General features: G+C 60.2%; 11 protein-coding genes. 2 read left to right on the forward strand and 9 right to left on the reverse strand.

The annotated features are described in order from the left end of the window. Position 1 precedes the first annotated feature (1 nt). The 3 genes from QZ564_RS02845 to QZ564_RS02855 form a co-directional block, all read right to left on the reverse strand. On the reverse strand, positions 2-1,816 hold the full coding sequence (locus QZ564_RS02845; protein WP_297104274.1) for a hypothetical protein: 1,815 nt from the start codon (positions 1,814-1,816) through the stop codon (positions 2-4). A gap of 354 nt (positions 1,817-2,170) precedes the next feature. Further along, on the reverse strand, positions 2,171-3,301 hold the full coding sequence (locus QZ564_RS02850) for an aminotransferase class I/II-fold pyridoxal phosphate-dependent enzyme (protein WP_297104277.1): 1,131 nt from the start codon (positions 3,299-3,301) through the stop codon (positions 2,171-2,173). After that, positions 3,298-3,501, reverse strand: a complete 204-nt coding sequence (locus tag QZ564_RS02855; protein ID WP_297104280.1) for a hypothetical protein — start codon at positions 3,499-3,501, stop codon at positions 3,298-3,300. Before QZ564_RS02855 ends, QZ564_RS02850 begins: the two co-directional genes overlap by 4 nt. Positions 3,502-3,859: 358 nt before the next feature. Here QZ564_RS02855 and QZ564_RS02860 point away from each other — a divergent pair, with 358 nt between their 5' ends. Then, the gene (locus tag QZ564_RS02860; protein WP_297104283.1) at positions 3,860-6,889 is read left to right on the forward strand and encodes a tetratricopeptide repeat protein; all 3,030 of its coding nucleotides are present in this window, start codon (positions 3,860-3,862) and stop codon (positions 6,887-6,889) included. A 101-nt stretch (positions 6,890-6,990) separates the two neighbouring features. Here the strand turns inward: QZ564_RS02860 and QZ564_RS02865 are convergent, their stop codons facing one another. Then, the gene (locus QZ564_RS02865; protein ID WP_297104286.1) at positions 6,991-7,173 is read right to left on the reverse strand and encodes a DUF3606 domain-containing protein; all 183 of its coding nucleotides are present in this window, start codon (positions 7,171-7,173) and stop codon (positions 6,991-6,993) included. Between the two features lie 132 nt (positions 7,174-7,305). Between QZ564_RS02865 and ligD the strand changes: the two genes are divergently transcribed. Then, the gene (gene ligD / locus QZ564_RS02870; RefSeq protein ID WP_297104289.1) at positions 7,306-9,243 is read left to right on the forward strand and encodes a DNA ligase D; all 1,938 of its coding nucleotides are present in this window, start codon (positions 7,306-7,308) and stop codon (positions 9,241-9,243) included. 8 nt (positions 9,244-9,251) lie between these two features. Here ligD and QZ564_RS02875 read toward each other — a convergent pair whose 3' ends face one another. The 5 genes from QZ564_RS02875 to QZ564_RS02895 all read right to left on the reverse strand — a co-directional run bounded on the left by QZ564_RS02875 (position 9,252) and on the right by QZ564_RS02895 (position 19,942). Next, positions 9,252-9,620, reverse strand: a complete 369-nt coding sequence (locus QZ564_RS02875) for a hypothetical protein (protein WP_297104291.1) — start codon at positions 9,618-9,620, stop codon at positions 9,252-9,254. A gap of 289 nt (positions 9,621-9,909) precedes the next feature. Next, positions 9,910-10,590 carry a hypothetical protein gene (locus QZ564_RS02880; protein WP_297104294.1) on the reverse strand — a complete coding sequence of 227 codons (681 nt, stop codon included), beginning with the start codon at positions 10,588-10,590 and terminating at the stop codon, positions 9,910-9,912. After that, positions 10,587-11,159, reverse strand: coding sequence for a hypothetical protein (locus QZ564_RS02885; protein ID WP_297104297.1), 573 nt, complete (start codon positions 11,157-11,159; stop codon positions 10,587-10,589). Before QZ564_RS02885 ends, QZ564_RS02880 begins: the two co-directional genes overlap by 4 nt. After that, a complete protein-coding gene (locus QZ564_RS02890; protein WP_297104300.1) occupies positions 11,156-12,775 on the reverse strand; it encodes a MotA/TolQ/ExbB proton channel family protein in 1,620 nt (539 codons plus the stop codon). Before QZ564_RS02890 ends, QZ564_RS02885 begins: the two co-directional genes overlap by 4 nt. Positions 12,776-12,793: 18 nt before the next feature. Continuing rightward, positions 12,794-19,942 carry a hypothetical protein gene (locus QZ564_RS02895; RefSeq protein WP_297104303.1) on the reverse strand — a complete coding sequence of 2,383 codons (7,149 nt, stop codon included), beginning with the start codon at positions 19,940-19,942 and terminating at the stop codon, positions 12,794-12,796. Between the last annotated feature and the right edge of the window lie 417 nt (positions 19,943-20,359).

Raw genomic sequence — 20,359 nt, forward strand, 5'->3', positions numbered from 1 at the left:
TTCAGATCCTCACCGTGACACTGCGAGACGAGGCCCGGCCGTCGAGGTTGAGATCGATGAACTTGAGGACGATGTCGGTTGCGCGGTCATCGCCATCCAGCACCCGCCGTCGTTCTACCGCACTAAGCAAGCGGGCCTTGAAGGCGAGAAAATCCTCATGGCACTCGAGCGAAAAGCTTGAGGGAAGGGCACCTTCGGCCACCCGTCCGAGGAATTCAAACCGGGTGGTCGACAGTTGAAGTGAGATTGGGGGCGGGTCGTCGCGCGACAACTTGACCACCAATTGCATACCGCCCTGGTTGTCGCCGACAAGGGACACTTCTTCGCCGCCACGGCGTGCCACCGAGACGAATTCCTCGAGCAATGGGCTCGTTCTCGACTGCGACTGACTTCCGGCACTTGCCAGCACAAGCTCGTCCTGGTTCTGAATGAGCATGCCGGTGAACACGCGGTTGAGCCCACGAATGAGCATGGGCATCACTTGTCTAGGCAGCGGGCGCTTCTCGGCGAGCGCGCGGGCGGTCTCAAGATAGAGGCCGGCGTAACGGAAGACGGTCAGATCCCACAGGTCCAAGTTCTCAGCCAGCTCTTCCCCGATCGTGAAGAACAAGCGCTGACGCTGCCCCTGCAGGAGGGTCAGGAAACGGGTTGCGGCGCTGGGGTCGTCGCCTTCCAGGTAAGCTTGCTGTGCGCGCTTGTAGGTCGGTGTCTCACCGTATATCGGATCGGCCTGCACCAGAGCACTGTAGGTTGCCAGAAGCGCGGGATCGTCCGCGCCGTAGACCAGCATGTTGTCCACCTTGTTACTGGTTTCCGAGCCTATTCCGAACAGGTGCAGCTTACGGAATGGTTCAGTCCGTTCTGCGCGGCTCCGCTTCAGGTTGCCGCCGAAGACGTTTCGATACGGGCTGGCTAGCTCGCCGGTCCCTGCAGCTGCCAAGCTGGCCACATCATTGCACGACATTAGGCCATCCTTCGCGTCAGGATGCCCTAGAATGATGTTCGTCACCAATGACAGCGCCTGCCGGATCGTGAAGTGGCCACCATTCTGTTCGCTTGCTTCGACGAGGCTACCGAGGCGGCTTCTGAAGAGCCCAACGTCGTTCGTTCCAATCAGGCGTTCGCGGTTCTCGCGGATGGGGCAATGCGCTTCATTGAGGGCTGGACAGTCCAGGCAACCCTTCCAGCCTGGGTGTTGCGTGACGGCGTCGATCACCTGGTCGATCATCACCACTGCCGCAGATCGGCTGAGGTCCTTCAAATCAAGTTTGATGGCGTCGTTGCCGGAGCGACCCGTAACAAGAAGGTTCTCGACCACCTCCACAAGTGCAGTTGTGGTCTTGTCAGTGCCCGCGCTCTTGAGCTTTTCGAGCAACTGACCGTGATTGGCGGCCAGTAGGTAGACACGCGGCGCAGCGGGATTTGCGACATCCCACGCCATCTGCTCGATCAAAGGCTTGCTTTCGTCGGCGCGGAGTTCGCTCAGGTCCTTGACGACAACAAGTTGTCGAGCGCCCAGGGCAAGCCTCTGGATTTTGGCACCACCGTTCCAGTCCTCGATCGTGCCGCCAAGTCCAAGCCAAACGCGACGGCAATGGTAGGTTTTGCCGTCTCCGGCAGTCCCCGTTAGAATGATGGAGAGGCAACCCTCGGATCGGAAGTTGTCGACCAGCCAGTCAAGATGAGGAGCTGGCAACTCGATGGGCGCGATCTTTAGCCGGGTGAGGGCCCGCTGGATCGTTTCATCATACATGTTGTCGTTGGTTGGAATTGGGCCGTAGTTCCGGAGGAACCGGATCCAATTGTTATTCGGCATGCACTCGCCCCCCAAGACTGCCGTCTAGCGCTGACGATTGTCTCGGAAATCCCCGCGCAGCCCATGAAAATCAGTCTCTTGCAGAGTAGTCGAGAACTCGCGAAACGCAATAATGAACGCGGCTGGATGTGCCGACATAGAAATACATCATCTGGCCGTCGCACTCTTGTCCCAAGAAGGCATGATCTCTGGGGAGATCCGATCCGCACGTCATGCTCCTCGTTCACGGCAAGGCGCCTAGCTCGGCTCGAGGCTGCGCTTCGCACCCAAGAACTCGAGAAGTCGTCGCCGGGGTGGCTGTGATCACCCCGGCGACAGCATGAGCGATGGTCATCTAACAGGGGCTGGGCGAATTCAAGCCGCCTTCGTCGCACTCCGTGATGCGACTAGCGCCTCGACCACACGCCGCGCATCGCAAGGAACATTCGTTGAGATCCTGATCCAACCAGCGAGGTCCTCGATCCGGCCGGTCTGATCCTGCACGTACACCCGGTGCTGGTTCGCGAGACGATCGACGATCGCTCCTGCCTCTGGACCAAGCTCCACCAAGACCCATGGCCCCGACCCACTCTTGAACCTGAATCCATATTCAGGCAGCAGGCGGCGATAGACATCAGCGGCAGAGCGCTGAACCGAATGAATGCGTTCAACGAGGCCAGGCCGCGCGGCGAGCTCGCTCAGGTAGCGCGCTGAATGCATGGAGACGGGATATGGGCAGATGTCGATTTTGAGCTTAGCCAAGGTTTCCTTGTTTCCCGTCATCCAACAAATGCGAGCCCCACAGGCGCCGAACTCCTTTGCCGCAACGTTCAAATAGACCGTGCGAGGCGTTGAACGCGCGTAGCTGACGTAATCTTCGGCCGGTTGGCGGTCACGTCGATAGGCGGCGTCGATCACGACCCATGCGTCTGGGTTCGCCTCCCGAATAGCGGAAGCGACGGCGAGGTTGACTTTGGTCTGGCCTGGATTTGTCACCGGCATGGAAAGAAATACAATCGGGCGATCAGCGTCCAACACGGCCGCTGCTGCCGCACCGGGTGACAAACTCTGGTCCCAGATGTCGCAAGGGATTTCCCGGAACGGGAGGTTTCCGATCAATCGCCCTGAGGCGTAACCGGGGAAATCGTTCCGGATCGCCATGATTGTATTGGCTCCCACCAAACCGGGTAGCGACTTGATACGCTCAAGGCCCGACCCATCGATCAAAAGGTCCTCCCTGTCGATCCCTTCCATCTCCGCGAGCTGGGTTCGCAGCTCTTTGGCTACCGGTCCCCTGTCCGAGTTTGGATTGACATACTCTGCCATATCGCCCGGCACGACTTTTTCCAGCATGCTCAGCTCGGGAATGTAGTTCCACATTCTCCGCCCCGTCGCGTTGTTGTCGACGTAGATGGGCTCGATGGAATTCGAGCAATGGCCGACGCGGCATACGCCACAGATGGCATTTGCCGGCTCGGTAGCGAAAATTTGCACCAAAGCGTTCATCGTGACACCTCATTGATTACGAGCTCATCCCAGACTTGGTCCGCTTCGATCATCTTCAGGAGCCGGTTCACCGCCCCCGGCGCCTCAAGGAGTTTCATCAAGCGAAGGAAGTTTTCTTCGATGTGCGCGCACTTGCAGGCTGGCGGCGAACATCGGTCGTCGCAGTCAGTGCTGATCTGCAGACTGATCTGTTTAGGCATTCGGTCCTCCCTGTACCGCGGCGCTTGAAGCGCGTTTCGATGGAAGGCTTGACTCGTTAAACGCAGAACAATAGGAGTCTGCAGCCCTCTCGGCTTCCTCAAGGGCGGCCTCATATCCGGGTCGAGGAGCCCTGAAACTCGTTACGCTGGCGAAGACGCCTTACTGGCCTCTTCGCAGCCTCACGAAATCAGTTCACCGAATCCACAGCAACGAAATGAGTGCTTCCGCCATACGGACGCGTGGCGTTGTATTTGGTTGTTTCTTACGCCTGTAAGAAAATGGAGAGGTTGCTTTCGCCGCCTTATTTCTTCAGAAATCCATACAAAATGGGCGCGACAGGGCGATCTGGGGGATGGTGTGAGGTTCGAGGAGATTTTCGCGCATATATGGCGCAATTACAGGGCTCACCTTTCTAAGAGCAGCGGCAAGAGCACCAAGAAAGACGTCGATTTTTATAAGATTACTGGCCTGCCGAAGACTGACCGACCAGCCACGGCGCAGGTTTATATTTCAAGGTGGCTTAACCCGGGTGAAGCGACGGACAGCGCCATAGTCGAGGCGTTCTCTGACGCGGCGAATCGCAAACGTCTCATCGAGACCTTTGAACTGCCAGCTGATATCTTCGACGCCGAGTCACTGTCTGCTCTGGACGAAAAACTGGAAGGGGCCGGGATTGCGCCGGACACTCCAAGGGGCAACCATCCCACGGTTGCGGTTCATGCGCAGCTGCCGACCACGACGTTTCTCCTGGATTTTGGGGCCGCCGAGGAAAGAGCCTTCGGGCTTTTGGAAAAGCAGATCGCTGAGGCCAGCCACATCCTCTTGGAGTGGTCAATCCCGTTCCAGACGGGGGCAGCTTATGTGGTCGAGCAACTTGCTCGATCTCACCCGGTTGCGCGCTTGTACAGCAAGTTGGCCTATCTTTATGTCGATGCGACCAAGACGGATGGGAAGTCGGAAATTGCCTACCTTGCCCAAGAGCTAGGACTCGACGCCCCCGACCGGAACAATCCCCGAAGGTTGGCGGCGGAGATTTGCGCCCAAGGCGTTCTGGTCGTCGTGTTCGGCGCATCGCAATTTCTGGAGAAGGCGAGCAAACGATCGCCGCTCAAACGGCTCATAGATGCGATCCAGTTAATGAAGACAAGCGTTCGACGCCCGCACATTCTCTTAGTTTCCAACAAGACTACGACCGAGGGCATCGACAACGGCCAGTTGGAGGAACTGACCAGTGCTCTGGTGGTGCCGCCAGAGGAACGCATTCCGTTCTTCAAGGCTCAGTTGCGCCGGTTTCTACTGGAACGAGGTGTCGAACACGATCTCGGAGATGACGATCCACGCCTGAAGCAGGTCCGTTGGCACTATGATCAAGTAGCCGGCATCGAAATTTGGCCAGCTTCCATTCGGCTCAGGGCATTTTTCGCGTCCAATCTAGAAAATGAGTCTTACTTTGACCCGACGCAGGGCTTCAAGCGACTCGCCGCAATGGACGTCGACCATCTGCCGGATATCCGCTCCCTGATCCGAGAAACGGTGACGTTCTTCAATTGCATCTGCGATGGAAAGAACGAGGACGATGGCCCCATCGCACGCTTTCTCCGTAGGAATTCAACGGCACTTTACTGGCTCACAGAAAGCGCAATTACCTACGTCGATGAGAGGGCCACGGAGCAATCGGAATCCGGAAAATCCAGGAAGGTCATCAGCGGTATTAATATCGAAGAATGTGCCGCTCTCGCGGTCAAGACGCCCTATAAGCAGCTGCTACAACCCGCCCCGTATGGTCGAAACCCACAGCGAGGCTACGCCATGCCGTTGGGCGTTAAGGCGATAATCCAGGATCTTTGGTTACAGTCCGACGAGAGCACCGTGTACCGACGCGCTTGGGTGCATTTCCTGATCGCCAAACGGATGTATGAGGAACGATTTGATATACCCATGGAAGATGAGCTGCCATTTCAAGCGGGTCGTCTTGGCCGAGAGCTCTTCTTCCTGGCAGAGGTCATTCGGCATCTAATGCGGGCTTGTGGCACTGCAGACCCGACCCGCCCGAACCCTACCCAGGACAAGTGGCGGGGTGTGACGAGAGAAAGCGCCCCCAAGACCTTGGACGTCGCTCCGCCCAACCCCAAACAGCGCGGCTGCGATCCACACGAAGCTTGGTCGTTTGCGCGCAATATCGTCTATCGGCATCTGCTCGACGGCAACTCGAGAGAACTTAGCCGACGGTACGGGGCCTACGCATTGAAGGTCGAGCTACTCCAATTGTTGAGCGGGGACGGCGTGCTTGGCAAGCGCCACCCGGGAATGACGGATAGAGATCACATTCAGTTCCTCTCTGACGTAGGCTTCGCGCTGTTGGATGTTGGTCGCCTACCGGAGTCCGCGGAAGCTTTCGAGGAACTTGCCGAAAAAGCACGGCAGCTCCGGCACCATGAGCTGGTGTGCAAATCCCTTATCAACAAAGCTTTGGCTTTGGCCACAATGGGCCTTTTCAGCGAAGCGCGCGAAGCCCTGCGGGAGTCCGCGGACAACCTCGAAAAGATAAAAGACGTCCGTTCGGTTTATCTCAAGAATAAGGAACGCTTGGAGTCGCGCACCGCCCAGATCGCCTATCTGGAGGGGCACGACACCAAGGCAATCGAGATTTATGAACAACTTGAAAAGGATGGAGAGCGGCCGGTAATCACACGCGATCGGGCGCTCACATACATTTTTGCGCTGGCACGTAGAGACCGCCCCGCCCGCGGGAAGAGGTCTCCTGGCGATCTATACAAAGCATTCGCTCTCAGCCTCTCGAATCTAGCACACTCCTCCTCCCAAGCGAACTACCACGAGGTTCTGGGATTCGAGATCGCGCTTGCAAGACTACATCGGCCCAGTAATCCCATGGCTGCCGAGGCATGTTTGGATCAGGCCTACCTTGATATCTTACGCGATGGCTGTTCAGAGCGTATTTACATAACTTTCCTACTCGAGGCTGGAGCGGTCATGATCGCAAATGGCCGACCGTCGCGCGCCTACGCCGCCTATCTGGAACCTTGTTTTCGGCGTCTTCTGAACCGACGCTATTTTTCTGAGCGGAAACAGGTAATTGGTCTTATCCAATCTGCTCTCACAGGGGTCATTTCCCAGATCGATAGCTTCCAAGACAGCCAATCATGGAAGCGACAGCTAAAAGCTGACATCGGAACGCCACCTTACCTCGAGGCTGCAGTCCGACCACTTGAACTTGACCAGGCCACCGAACAAACGCGGTCGTTCGACAAGAATCCGCACTACTCTTTCGATCTGGTTGGCGTCGGAGAGTGGGTCATACGCCTGGAAACTCGCGAGAGCGTCGAGGCTGAGCTCATGAAGTACGACGACCATCAATGGCCGCCGTGATTTGATCAGTGACGAAGCAGGCGACCGGCCTCGCATTCCACAGGGCGGTCGGAAACAGGCCCTGTGAAGCAAGGACGGACCGATCGCCGGTGCGATCGTGGTTATTTCTTTCCGAGCTTGTCCTCGACCTTCTTGCGGCTGTTGCCGACCGACTTGACGGCTGACTTAACCTCAGCCTTGCTGGCTCCGGTCTTGCCCGCCTCGTACTTCACCTCGTGATCCTGCCCACCAGCGACCTTCGCACGGTCCTGGCTGCGTCCACGCGTTGTTTGAGTACTGGCCATTGCGTCCTCCAAAAGATTGCGTTCCGGTACCCAACAACGCCGCCGGACTCTTGAGGTTCAATTCGTCCGCGCAACGTGTGGAACAAAGTCCCCCGGCAGAGTATTGAATCGGATCATGTATCCGAGTTCCGCATGCCGGCCGTAGAGGTCGCACACAGCAAAAAGCGCACGCGGCGCAGGGACTCAGAATCTACCCTAAGATACCCACTGCCTGCCTTCCGGCAGTTCCAACTCTGCAAGCTCACCGAGGACATCCCGGTGGGCGCCGATTGGCTCTTTGAAATGAAGTTCGACGGCTATCGCGCCCAGGTCGCTGTCTCGGGTGCCGACATCGTGGTCTACACGCGCAACGGCCACGACTGGACCCGTCAGTTCAAGGTTATCCTGCCGCCACTGCAGTCATTGACGAAAGGCTCGGCACTGATCGACGGCGAGATTGTAGCCGTCGATAGCCAGGGTCGTACGAACTTCTCGATGCTCAAGACCGGCATTGCCGCCGGAATGCCACTCAAGTTCTATGCCTTCGACCTCCTTGAGCTGAATGGCGAGGATCTGTCCGGCCGGCCGTTGATCGAGCGCAAGGAACGCCTTGCTGACCTTTTGGGCGACCGGGATCCGAACGACAGTCTGCAGTTCTCCACCCATATCGCCGACAATAGCAAAAAGATCTTCGATGCGATGTGCGCCGGCGGCCACGAAGGGGTCATCGCCAAGCGCGCCGACAGTCGGTATCTCGGCGACCGGACGGCAGCCTGGCTCAAGATCAAATGCATCAAGCGGCAGGAATTCGTGATCGGGGGCTATCGGTCCAGCGACCCTGGTGGGGGCATGGCCTCGCTGATCCTGGGCACCTATGAGAATGGAAAGCTGATATATAGGGGCCGCGTGGGCACCGGGTTCACCGAGGCGATGCGGAACAAAATACTGGCGCAGCTCGAAAAAAGGCGGCTCGACAGACCCGCCTTCGCTTCCGTGCCGCGCGACATTGCCCGGCGAGCCCGCTGGGTGAAGCCCGAACTCGTGGCCGAAGTCACCTATTCCGAGGTGACCCCTGATGGCAGCCTGCGGCATCCTAGTTTTGAAGGGATGCGCGAAGACAAGCGGGCCGATCAGGTGGTGATGGAAGTTGCCAAGTCGGAGGCAGCGCCCGCTACCGCCACTCTTGATCCTGGCATCGGTAAGGGGATCGCAGGCGCCGTGGGCGTGACCCTTAGCCATCCCGACAAAGTCATGTATCCGGACACCGTAGTTACCAAGGCAACGCTCGCCGCATACTACGCTTCTGTCGCCGAGAAGATGCTGCCCCATATCGAAGACCGGCCTCTCTCTCTCGTGCGCGATACCAACGGCGACCTACAGAAGACCTTTTTTCAAAAGCACAAGCTGCCTGGAATGCCTAAGGCTATCCATGACGGGCAGCTGGAGAAAATGTCCGGCAAGGAAAGCCGGATCCTTTGGATTGACGACCTGGCGGGCCTGGTCGCGGGCGTCCAAATGAACGTGCTCGAATTCCACGTCTGGGGCAGTCTGCGCCAGCAGCCGGACCTCCCTCACCGGATGATCTTCGACATCGATCCAGACGAGGGCTTGGGTTTCGAGGACGTCAAGCAGGCAGCGCTCGACATCCGAGGTGTTCTCGAGGCGGTTGGCCTACAATCTTGGCCCCTGCTGTCCGGTGGCAAAGGTATCCACGTCGTCGTTCCACTCGTCCCTCAGGCCGACTGGGAAGCAGTCAAGGGTTTCTGCCAGGACTTCGCCGAACTACTGGCGCGCACGGATCCGTCCCGCTTTGTGGCGAATATGAGCAAGGCGAGGCGCAAGGGCCGGATGTTCCTCGACTATCTGCGCAACGGTCAGGGCGCCACGGCAATATGCCCGTGGTCGACACGAGCGCGGTCCGGTGCATCCTGCGCGGTACCGGTTACCTGGGACGAGTTGCCGACATTCAAAAGCGCTAGCGCTTTCGACGTCTTTGCCGCGGCCGCTCGGGCTCAACAGCCCGATGCCTGGGAAGGCTATTTCTACGTCGAGCAGGTTCTGACAGAGAGAATTCGCAAGGCGGTCCGATAACGTGCGTCCTAGATGGTCAGCGACATCTGGCGGTCTGCCTCAGCGGCCGATCCGCTCAGATTGGAAAGTGTCACCCCGAGCAGGCGTATTCCCTTGATGACGGGAAATACCTGATCGAGCAGCGTGCCGGCAACGGTCGCGAGCTCCGTCTCCGCGGCAACGACACCACCGATCGTGCGGCTGCGTGAGATCTGCTGAAAGTTCGCGAACTTTACCTTGAGCGTCACTGTACGACCCTGGATCGATCGCTCCGCGCAATAACGCCAGACCTTGCCGACCAGGGGCACCAGTTCCTTACGAGCACTTTCGAGATCGAATATGTCAGCCGCGAAAGTGTCCTCGGCGCCAACGGATTTGCGTACGCGATCGGCGCGCACAGGGCGCTCGTCGATGTATTCGACCCAGCGACATGTTGTTCGTAAGCATTGCACATGCCGCCACTGTGCCACGACATAAGACCGGTTTCGAGCTTTGCTCGATCGACCGGGCCGGACTCGTGCCATTTTGATCTCGAACGCGAACCCGCTCCAACCCAGCCGACGTACCCCGGGGCGACTGCCAGCAGATCCAACGGCAGGTTCATGCTGTCCATTTTGCGCCTTGGGCACATACCCACAGCGAGCCGCACCGCTAGCCCCCCGCCGAGCGGGAGGTGTCGAACGAATCCTAGCTAGGTTTGGACGGCGTGGGGCAGTAGGTCAGCTTCTGGCGCGGCGGGGCTAGCACATCAATCTCACTGCTCACTCCCGCGGCGGTTTCCCAGTTCAGGACATCCGTCACTCCAGGCGAGATATCCTTCCAAGGCACACTGTAGTCGCTGTTGCGGCTAACGCCGTCAAACACGCGTGCCGTGGCGTAGTAGGGCACGGCTACCGGCTGAGCGAGCCACGCCTCGCCGGCCAAATGGCTATGCAGGGTGGCGGTAATCCGCCACTTTCCCGGACATGGATCGGCGAGCCGGAGCCGCGTTGACGCCTCTGCGCCATTTTGCATCCCGGCTTCGCCGAACCACGAAAAGCCGTTGACCTGGGCGGATCGCCAAAGAGGTTTGTCGATCTTGGGGGCGAGCTTTCCGGTGAACGGATCGATGACAAAATCCTTCGATGTCAGGCGTATCCTCACGCCGGACTCGTGTTCTAGCGTGATGCCCATGAGATCGGCTGCCGACTTCCAGCGAAGCCAGACTTCCATGAACCGGCTCGCACCGCCGACAGCTGCCGAGTCCTCGAACGGCATCGAGGCAAAGATCAGAAAGAGGAAGAAGGCCGCGCCGAAGCCCCCCGAAATCGTATCGATGAAACTAAGCGCCAGGCTGCTCTCTGAGGGTCGTTGCCGGCGTCGGCTCATTGGGCCGGCTCGTCTGCCAGCGGGCGCAGGACCTCACTGGTTGCAGTGTTCAGCACTTGCGCCGACGGAACGATGGTGAGCAGGGCGCCCATCTGACGAAAGGCGTCAGCATCGATCACCACAGGTCGTGACCACACAGAGGCGCCAACCGTCAGCGTAATCCAGATCGGGCGGCTCGGCATGAAATCGCTCTTGATCGGCGTGGTCGAGCTTGGCAATCCCGCCGCAAAGACGATCAAGCGCCCGCAAAGAGTTTCCCCCTTCGGCCCCACGCTAGTGAGAGACCAAATTTCAGCGTTCTCGACCGCGATGGAATTAATGGTCTCGCAGCTTTCCGACACCAGCTGCAAGGTTGCGGCCGAGGCGCCCGCGGTCTTTTCTCGCTCCAGCGCGCGCAGAATCCCCGCCCGCTGATCGACACCCGCCGATGCTTGGCTGGACTGCTCCGCGGGGACCAGTTTCACCAACGTGACGAAAATCAGGAACAGCGAGATCGACCCGCCCAGTACGCAGGTCAGCACATCGGTAAAGCTCAGAAAAAACGGATTGTCCGGCTGGTCGAAGCTCATTCGGGCTTTCCTCCCCGCTTCGAAGGAGGCCGATTGCCCGAAACATTCGGCGAAGGTCCGGCGGGGACAGCCGGTGTCAGTGGCGGCACGGGTGAGGCCCCAACCTTGCCCTCACGAAATAGCGTCAGCATCGTTCGCTCTTCGAAGCGCCCTTCAAGCGCCGAAAGCAGGGAGATAAAAACGCCGATCAGCAGCGCTATCATGGTCGTCGCAAAGGCCAGTCCGAGGCTCCCCGACAACGTTGATATGGCATCTGCGCGATCCGCCTGAGTGGATGCCCAGACAATCGCGTCGGCATTGGAGAGCGACAGCAGGATGCCCCGTACCGTGCCGATAAAGCCGATCGCGGGGAGGGTTGCAATCGCGAAGCGCACCGGCCATCGGCCAGAGATCAGTTCGTCGGTGATGAGGTCTTTCCAATAGCTCCGCACCGCCGGATCGGGATCGGTGGCTTTGGCCTTGAGCCAGTTGGTAACGAAAGTTTCGAGGCGTCGCTCCGAACGCGTCGTCGCCCGAATATTGTCACGGGCAAGGACCGCCCCTCGAGCTGTCGCAAGCGAGGCAAGTCCGCGCAGGAGGATCAGGACCAAGGCGAAGTAGCCCATGATGATCAGAAAGAGCTGCTCCGGCCCGGTCCAGTAAGTCAACTCGGTCGTGGCCGTCCGCACCGCCGGGTTGGACCCGACGCGACCCAGAAGGAATGCCCCCAATTTCTGGAACGCCTGCATGCGCCGAAACTCGTCATGCGCATCCAAGGTCGAGACAACGCACCGGTCCGCCTCGAGAAAGCGATACCCTTGCCGCCCCTCGTCGCTCAGTGCGAACTGCGCATGTGAGAGGCGGGTCAGCTCAGAAATAATCTCGACATCGGAAATCGAACTGCTGGGCGCAAGACGCAAACCCGACAGCAGCACGCCGATGAAATCGGTCCATTGTGGTCCGCCGGTTAATTCGCCCGAAGCGTCCGATATCGTGTCGGGATAGATACCGGCCAGGAAGTGGGCGATGCGGTTCTTCTGGAATTCCGGGGCCGCATTACTCGATGCGTTTTGGCACATCGACCAGGCAAGTCCCAGCACCAGGTCCAGCGTGCCCGATTTAGTCGCTGGCGGCTCGATATTGCTAGGCTTGCAGTCTGGCTTGTCATCGGCGCCGACGGTGAGAACGCTGTTCTGGAGGAAACAACTGACTGCAAAGGCGGGACGGTTGGTTCGCAGACCCTGGTCGAGTTCGACCGGAGTCTCCGCCTCCGTCGCGTCGATAACTTCGGCCTCGATCAGCAGCGCCCACAGCAGCTGCTGGCTGACCCGGCGTCCTTCAGCATCACTGCCGCGACATGTCGCCGGATCGAGGCCTTCAGTCTCGGCGCAGAAATCCTCGATGCCGTCTACCGCCTTAATGGCGCTGATCAACCGTCCTTGATAGACCCATTGCATGCTCGCATAGGTGACGAGACCAAGGAGGAGCGACAGCACGCAGAGAAGCCACCAACCGCGCGTCGTCAACGCCAGCGTGCGTTCGAACAACATCATCCGCATCCGCAGCATGGCTTCGAGAAAGCGGTGGTATGACGAGCCCTCCGGCGTGGCCACACTCTCTTCGGTATCTACTGCCACTGTCTTTTTCCCGTTCCGTTAGGGGCACTGCGGCTGCTGCCGAACAATGATAAGTGGATGTACAGGCGGCCCGAGCTCTAAAAGCTCGTCCGGCGCCGCGAGGATATCTTCAAGTGACAGCCCGCTTCCCGCCGCGCCCAAGCCCCCAGCCAAGGCGGCACCGAGTTGATCGCCCGCCTGGCAAATCCGGCGGGTTTTCCGGTCGGTTGCGGAAAAGTCCCCCGCTGGCCGCTCGGCGCCGGCGGGCTCGAGATAGAGATCAAGCAGGATCCGCACCTGATCGGTGGCGCTCGTCAAAACGAAAAGCCGGATGTCGCTTTGCGGGGCGACTCCGAGGAAGGCGGTCCAGACCGCCCCCGGTTCTGGCAAGAGACGAACTTCTGCAGCCAGCGCCTCAAAAAATTCCGGCAACGACTCGTCATGCAGCTTGTCCCGGTCGACCACCAACGCCCGGCGCTCGACCGTCGTCCCCGCCGGGTCGTCGCGCCAGAGCCAAAGCCGCTCTATGCTTCCGGACGACAGCACGAGGTCGGTTCCTGTTCGAGCGAAGTCAACCACGGGGTGCCGACCATCCTCGAACCAGAGCGTGATGATCTCCTGCTGAAAGCCGGGCAAGGCTAGCCATGACCCAAGTGGATCGTCCAGGGTCAATGTGGTGGTCAGGGTCTTGCCATCCGGGCCCTGCATCAAAACCCGGCTTCCGACCTCCGCGCCGTCCCTGTCAAAAACCGGGTAAACCGTCACATCAATCGCGCCGGCCGCCAACGGAACCTGAAAAGCAAGCTTCTGGTCTGGAAACGAACCCTGGCCGGTCGTCAGCAGGTGACGTGCCCTGATGTCGAGCAGGGTGAACTCCTGACTCGCTGTGAGCAGCCCATCTTTTACGTCGCCAAGCGTCCCGAGATCGAGCAGGCCGCTGCGCTCGCGGCAGGCGCGGCGGAACAGGGGATCGTCCTCCAGCCATTGCGGCGCAACCCCCGGCGCCGTGCATTCGACCAGCCCCAGAAAACTTCCACTATTGTGAAGCAACCGCACCCTAAGGTCGTAGAGCTCGCTGCCGTTTTGCCAGCACAGCACCGGCTTGTAGGACGTAACGAATTTGCCCTTGTCGCTGAAGGCCTCTCCGACCAGTGCCCAAAGGCCGATCGAAGGAACGTTCCCGATGCAATCTTCGTATTGCACGCTGATCTGCCGGCCGACGCCGACGCGAGGATACTTCTCCCAGTTGAGTTCGTGCACAGGGTTGACGCCCTTATCGCAGATCACCCGCGCCGACGCTGCGTCGAACGTCCAATCGTGCCACGTGACCTGCGCGGGATCCGGATGCGTATGCCCACTATAAAGGCGCGCTGATGTATCGCGCTGCCCGTAGACCCAGAACTCGAAGCGATCCCCATCATTGGGCGGCCAGGACTCGCCTGTGCCAAAAACCTTCTCGCAGTAGATGGCCTGAACGGTGGCTTCGCCGAAGCGCTCATTGACGCCGGGAAACTGCGGTTCCGTCTTCGGCGCCGCTTCGCCGGGGCCGGGCGTTGTGTTGTTGTATTGCTTGGGATCGCTGCTTCCCGGATCAGGCGCCTGGGCTGCTCCGTCGCCACCCGGCTTTTGACCGCCATCCGGCCCATTGCTGGCATTGGGTTTTGTGGTCGTGACCGAACCGTCGCCGTGCATCAGGGACACCGTGATGTCCTTGAGTTTCAGCTTAAGCAGCGAGCTAAGATCAATGTCGAGCAGGCTTTTCAAAATATCGGCGAGAAGTCCCGGGGTCATCGTGTCGATCGAGGGCGTGATGACCGTCACGCCAATGCCGATGAAGCGCAGCTTCGCCACAACGGAGGCAAGGCTGGCATCGAGTGTCGCGGACGCCGGGCGCCAGCCGAAGAGGTCGAGATCGACACGACCGCCGATCCGCGGATCGTTCAACTCAAAGTCGGTGGTGCCGAGCAGACTGGCATCGCCGATGAGAAGATTTTGATACACGCGGACACGCAGCATTTCTGCTGCCGGCAGGTCCTCGCAGCGCTTGCTGCAGGCAAGCATTTCGGTCTGTGAAAGTTTGACACCAAGAATGCCCATCACGGTGTCGGCTGAGGCAATTCCCTCCTCGCCAAGCAACTTGCCTGTGCCGTGGATGTCGAGCACTTCCGCCACTGCGGGAGCGGTCCTGGCATCAAACGTGATCGAGGACTTGTCGAGGTCGATCGTGCCAGTCGAGATCATCAGGTCGAGCGAGTTGAGCAGGATGAGCGCGGCATTCAATGTGAACCGCTTCGAATGCAGTTCGCGCAGATCGAGTTCGCCCTCGAGCTTGATGATGTATTTGAGCACGGAGGCGAGCGGCGCCACGGACGCCTGCAGGATCACGCCCTTGTGGCCACCACCTTCGCCCGTATCGTAGATGACGGTGATATCGGTGATCGCAAAATAGACGAATTCGAGGTCGTAACCGAGACGTAGCCTGATCTGGCCACCGAGGCGAGTATCCTGATCGGTGATGATGATGCGCTTGATCTCGATCTTGAAGCCATCACTCGGCGCCATGGCGAAATTCGCTGTAGCGCCGAACACCAGCCCGAAGCGGCGACCGTTGGCGTCAAGGCGTTCAAGACGTGGCGGCGTGATCTGCACCTGATCGCCGCCAAACGGCAGCAGGTCGCCGATAACGCCGAGAATGGTATCCTGCAGCGACTGGCCGATATCCATTGTGACCCTGGCGCTGCCCGGCAGGCCCTTAAAGGGCAGGCTGAGGGTGGCGGTCGCCTTGATGCTTTGGATATCCACCCGCCCCTTGATCTCGATGCCGGCGTTGGCGCCAAAGAGCGAGACTTTGGTCCCGTCCGGCAGCAATTCAAAATCGCCAATACCAACCATCGCCACCTTTCCCTGAAGCCGGCGGGCGATTTCCGCGCTCACACGCGCTTCGAGGGCCGCGCCAACGGCATCGGTCAGGATCTTCTCAGGGTCTTCGGTACCAAGCGCCGAGATGTTGATGCGGCCGAGAGAGATGTCGCCCAGCCAGGGCAGCTCGCGGAGGGTGACGGCAGCCGAGAACGTCTCGCCACTGAACTGAATGTCGCGCACATCCAAGGTCCCACCGGGTGCCACCAACGACCTCAGCCGACACTCCACGGCGCGGCCCAGAAGCTGTGCCTCCGCCTCGATCCTGCCTATTGCCGAGAGATCGAGCTTGACGGTGCCGTCGACGATGCGAATGACCGCGCCGGTAATGGTGCCTTTGGACGGACCGGGCAGGTCGCATTTCCGGCTATCGTCAAGCAACAGTTCGGGCTGCAACTCGGGAAGACCGGGATTTGGCGCATACTGCTCCTTGAGCTCGGCGGCGTTGTCTATTGTCAAGGTCAGGCCGAACAGGCGCAGCGATCCCGCGTCAAGCACTTGCTCGACGCCGTCGAGCGCCGTGTCGATGACGCAGTTAGCAACGTCCTTGGCGACCTGTTCGCCCGATGTCGTGATGCGGGCGATCACCCTGGTGGGATCGGCAGCAAATTCGTCGGCGGGCACCCGAACCACCACTGCGGCTTTGCAGGTGCCGACGGTGAAGTTGCCGGCAACTGCCAAGACCAATTGTCCATTGGTGTATTCAGGATCGATCGAGATGGCGTCGAGCTTGTCCTTAAGCGCGTCAGCAAGGCCTGTCCGCTCGAGGAGGCTGGCAGTGAACGCTTCGATCCCGCCGCCATCGAAGGAGAGCTGACGAACCTCAAAGCCCTTCTCGGTCGCCAGCAACTCGGCATTCGCGCTCACCAACGGGGTGGTGTCCGGCCCAAAGCCCAACCGGTACCCGATCTTGGCCGTCAGGACCTGCCCGGGCCAATCAAAGTCGAGGCTTACGCCCGTTGGATCGGGGGCCAACCACATCCCGGTTCCCTTCGTGCCAAAGGCGGGAAGACGCAACTGCGCGAATCTGTTGGAGATGTCGAAGCTATCAATCTTTTGCCGTACGGCGGCTTCGAGCGCACCGCGAACATCGACGGCAACGCCGTCCTCGATAATGGGCAGGGTCAGGCCCGAGCTGCTCAGTCCGGCTACATCGAAGCCAAAAGACAGCGACAATCGCTTGAAGTCTCGCGAACTCTCAATGCCCAGACCATGCACAGCGAAGATTGAGGGAAGTCCGAGACGATGCAGCGCCGCCGCCGCCTCCGAGCCATTGAGATCAGTGTCCTGCTCGCCCGCGCGCGCCGTCGTCTGCAAACCGCCGCCTTCTGTCTTGACCACCCGATGAATGTCTATGCCAAGCGGCACGATTTCTTCCGCGCCTCCGCTGCACGGAATGGCGGAGTTCACTGCGCAGGCAGAGGCGCCATTGCTGGCGGGCATGCGATAAGAGACGGACACGTCGTGCAGCGGCAGCCCCTCGGCAGACATGCCAGTCGGCGAAACCTCAAGTTCTATGCCTGCCTCGGCAAGCGTGGACTGGAGTGCCAGCACCGTCTCTTTCACGGCCGCCGGCGCCAGCGAAATTATCTCCTCGGTCACCGAGCTCGCGGTCCCGGCGGCCGGCTCGTCGGACACACCGGGAAGGACGATGGGTCTGTTCGGATCGTAGTAAGCCTCGAGCTTGGTCAGGATCGGCTCGAGCGCGGCAAGCCGTTGCTCGATGGTCGCGGCAAGGCGAGACTTGGCAAGTTCGCTCTCGAGCTGGCCTACCGCGGCATCATCGATGGTGAACTCGCCACCAGTGTCGGTTCCCACCTTGCCGTTATCGGGGGTGAAGAGCGCTCGCGGCGCCGCGAGGTCGGCCTCGGTGATCCCCGCGCCATAATTAGCGAGCGCCCGCGCCGAGGCCGCGTCGAGGGCGGTGAAGAGGGCGACCTTCCGCGCGTATTCACTGGCGCCGATGCGGGCCTGCTCCACCACCGAAGCGACAGCAGTGGTCTTGGCCAGCTCAGCCGAAAAGAACGGTCCGAGTTGGGCTGCATAGGATTTGGCAGCGACACTTTCTTCGAACAGGAAGACCGCGTCCGACCCGTCATCACTCGTCGAATGCACCGAGGCCGCGAACTCCGCCTTGCAGCCATCTGCACTCGTCGCTTGCAGTGCGCATTGCAGGGCAATGAAGCGGGCGTGAATGGCTGTGCAGGTCTTTGGCGCGAGGCTCGTCGGGGGCCGAGTCGCGCCGTCGATGGCCCCGCCCTGAGGCAGCAGTTCATAAGCGGCGATCGCCGCGGCCGGACCGAACCTGGCGAGGAAAGCGCGCCGAGCTTCTGCCGTCGCGATGCCTTGCGGCAGTTCTGCATGGGCCAGCATGTCGCCCGCTGAGCAATCGAGCCAGCCGTCGACCACGACCGGCGAGAGGAAAGCCGTTACACCCTGCTGCACTCGACTCGCCGGCGACTTGCCGCCGTCGGCTGCAAGCAGAATATCCGGCGCCGACCGAAGCGCGCGGATCCGATCGTCGAGAGCCCGCGCCTCAGCGTCTTTGGGCCTGGGTTTAAGTGTGGGCCACAGTCGGTCCAGGTAGGGCTTGAGTTCGGTGGTCGGGTCAATGCCGTGCAGGATCAGGACATAGGCCGAACCGATGGCCACGCGATATTTGAAGTCGGCGAAGTTCGCCTCAATGCCCGCCGCACTGACCGCCGCGTAAACATCCCGAATTTGCTTGAGGTGCTCCCACTTCTTGCCGTTGTCCGGCCCAAAGACGCGCTCCACGTTCAAAGCCGGAAGAATACGACTGTAGTCGGTCAACTGGCGCATGGTTTGCGGACCCGGCCGGTTGTCCTGCAGGTAGCGCTCGATTGTCATTTGCTCGGCGACGACCATCCGCAGATCGAAAGCCGTCGCCCTGCCATAACCGGCCATCGCCGGATTGTTTGTGTCGAGGGGATCGAAGATGCGCCCGGGGCGCGCGTAGAGACGCCGCATAATCCCCCGGTTGAGCTCGAAGAGCGCAACGTTGATTTCATGAAGCGCAGTACGCGTCGAGGCCGAAGGCAGGTCAGGGGTCTCGGCCAGATCGACAACGCCCACGGCGCCGCCCACCCCGAACAGCGGCTTCCACAGCAGATTGAGAATAGTCGGAGATTGCCGTTCGAGCAGGTCGACAAATGAAACACCCAGCGGCCGTGTGACCAGATAGGCGGCTCGGAAGAATTTCGGCGGCTCGCCGCCGGGGAACGGGCTTGGAGTCCCATCTTGGGGCTTGCTGACCCCCATCAGATAGTCATCGAAAGCTCGATAGAGCTGACTGCGGCCGACCATCGTCTCGGGATACCCGTCACCGCCCCGCATCGCCTGCAGCATGTGACAGTCGTAAATGTCGACCATCACCGGGTCGAACTGCAGGAAGGGGAGCAGGTCAGCCGCTACGTCATTGTTGACGATATATTCGGGCAGACCCGTATAGAGACGCACAATTCCGAAGAAGCGGATCGCGGCCCGCTGCTCCATATTGCTTCCCATCGCCTCGCCCAGTCGGTCCAGCAGGCCGCCTTCGAGGTCGGCCGGTGACAAGAACCGCCGAGTGGAACAGCCTTCTAACTGGCCTCCCGGTCCGCCGCTATTGAGCTGCATCAGTCCATAGAGCCAGGAAACCGGAGTGGCGCCGAACTGGCCTGGATCGGGAAACAGCTCGACGATGTTGTCCGAAGCAACCTGCTGCTTGAATTGGGCAGCGCGCACCACTTGGGTCAAGGCGTCAACCCCGAACCGCGCATAGCCCGATAAGGTTCGGTCGCTCTTGTCGGCTTCGATGAGGTCCATGGAGGTCTGGATCTGACCGACTTCCTCAGGCGCGACGGCGATCGCATATTGCAGCGCTGCCTCCGGCGTGCCCTCCGCGGGAAGCCCATCAGTCTTCTCCCAACCGGCCTCGGCTTCGCCACGGGCTGCGATCTTTGCCACGTTGGCACCGCCGCCAATCAGCAGGCGCCACAGGATCTGATCCTTGTCGGCGGCGAGCGGCAGGATGGTCAGGTAGCGAAAGCTGGTCCGCTGCCGATCAGCATCGTCCCAATAAAGCTGAATCGAAAGGTGCGACGACGATGCCTCGAGCACCAGCGTGCCGCCTTCAACGAGCGCGCCGGCAGGTGTTTCGGACGAGGCCACGACGCCGGCGGCGTTGGCGGGTGTAAGGCCAACCGCCAGGAGCGCCCATGCCATGGCCAGCGCTGCCCAAGTCGCCAGAATGACTTCACGCCACCGCATCGCCCCGCCCCCACCAAGCGCGAAGATTTATCACAACAATCGCTTGATCTCAGTGTCAAGCGAAGTATGTCGTCTCTCCGCTGCAGGTTTGATTATTGCGCATCGACCGTTGCTTATGTCGAGCTACTAATCGCCATCCGACAGATGACTCTTCTACTCTGAGCAGTCGATCAATCGGGAGTCGAGCGCTAAGCTAGCAAGACCGAGACGCTGCCGAGGCCACCGCCGATACAGCCGGAACAAAGGTCGCCGTGGTCGCGCGATATGGGATCGAGTGCGAGGCTTGTCTGGTAGACGTCCCGTCGGCGCGCGAGCGACATCAGGTGCGCCGGACCGTTCGCACGCTCAAGACAGTTTCGAATACGACCTGCGCCAGCCTATCGGACGCACGCGCGTGGCGACCGCCGCCATGACCGG

The organism is uncultured Devosia sp., assembly GCF_913055165.1.
In the GTDB taxonomy this organism is placed as follows: domain Bacteria; phylum Pseudomonadota; class Alphaproteobacteria; order Rhizobiales; family Devosiaceae; genus Devosia.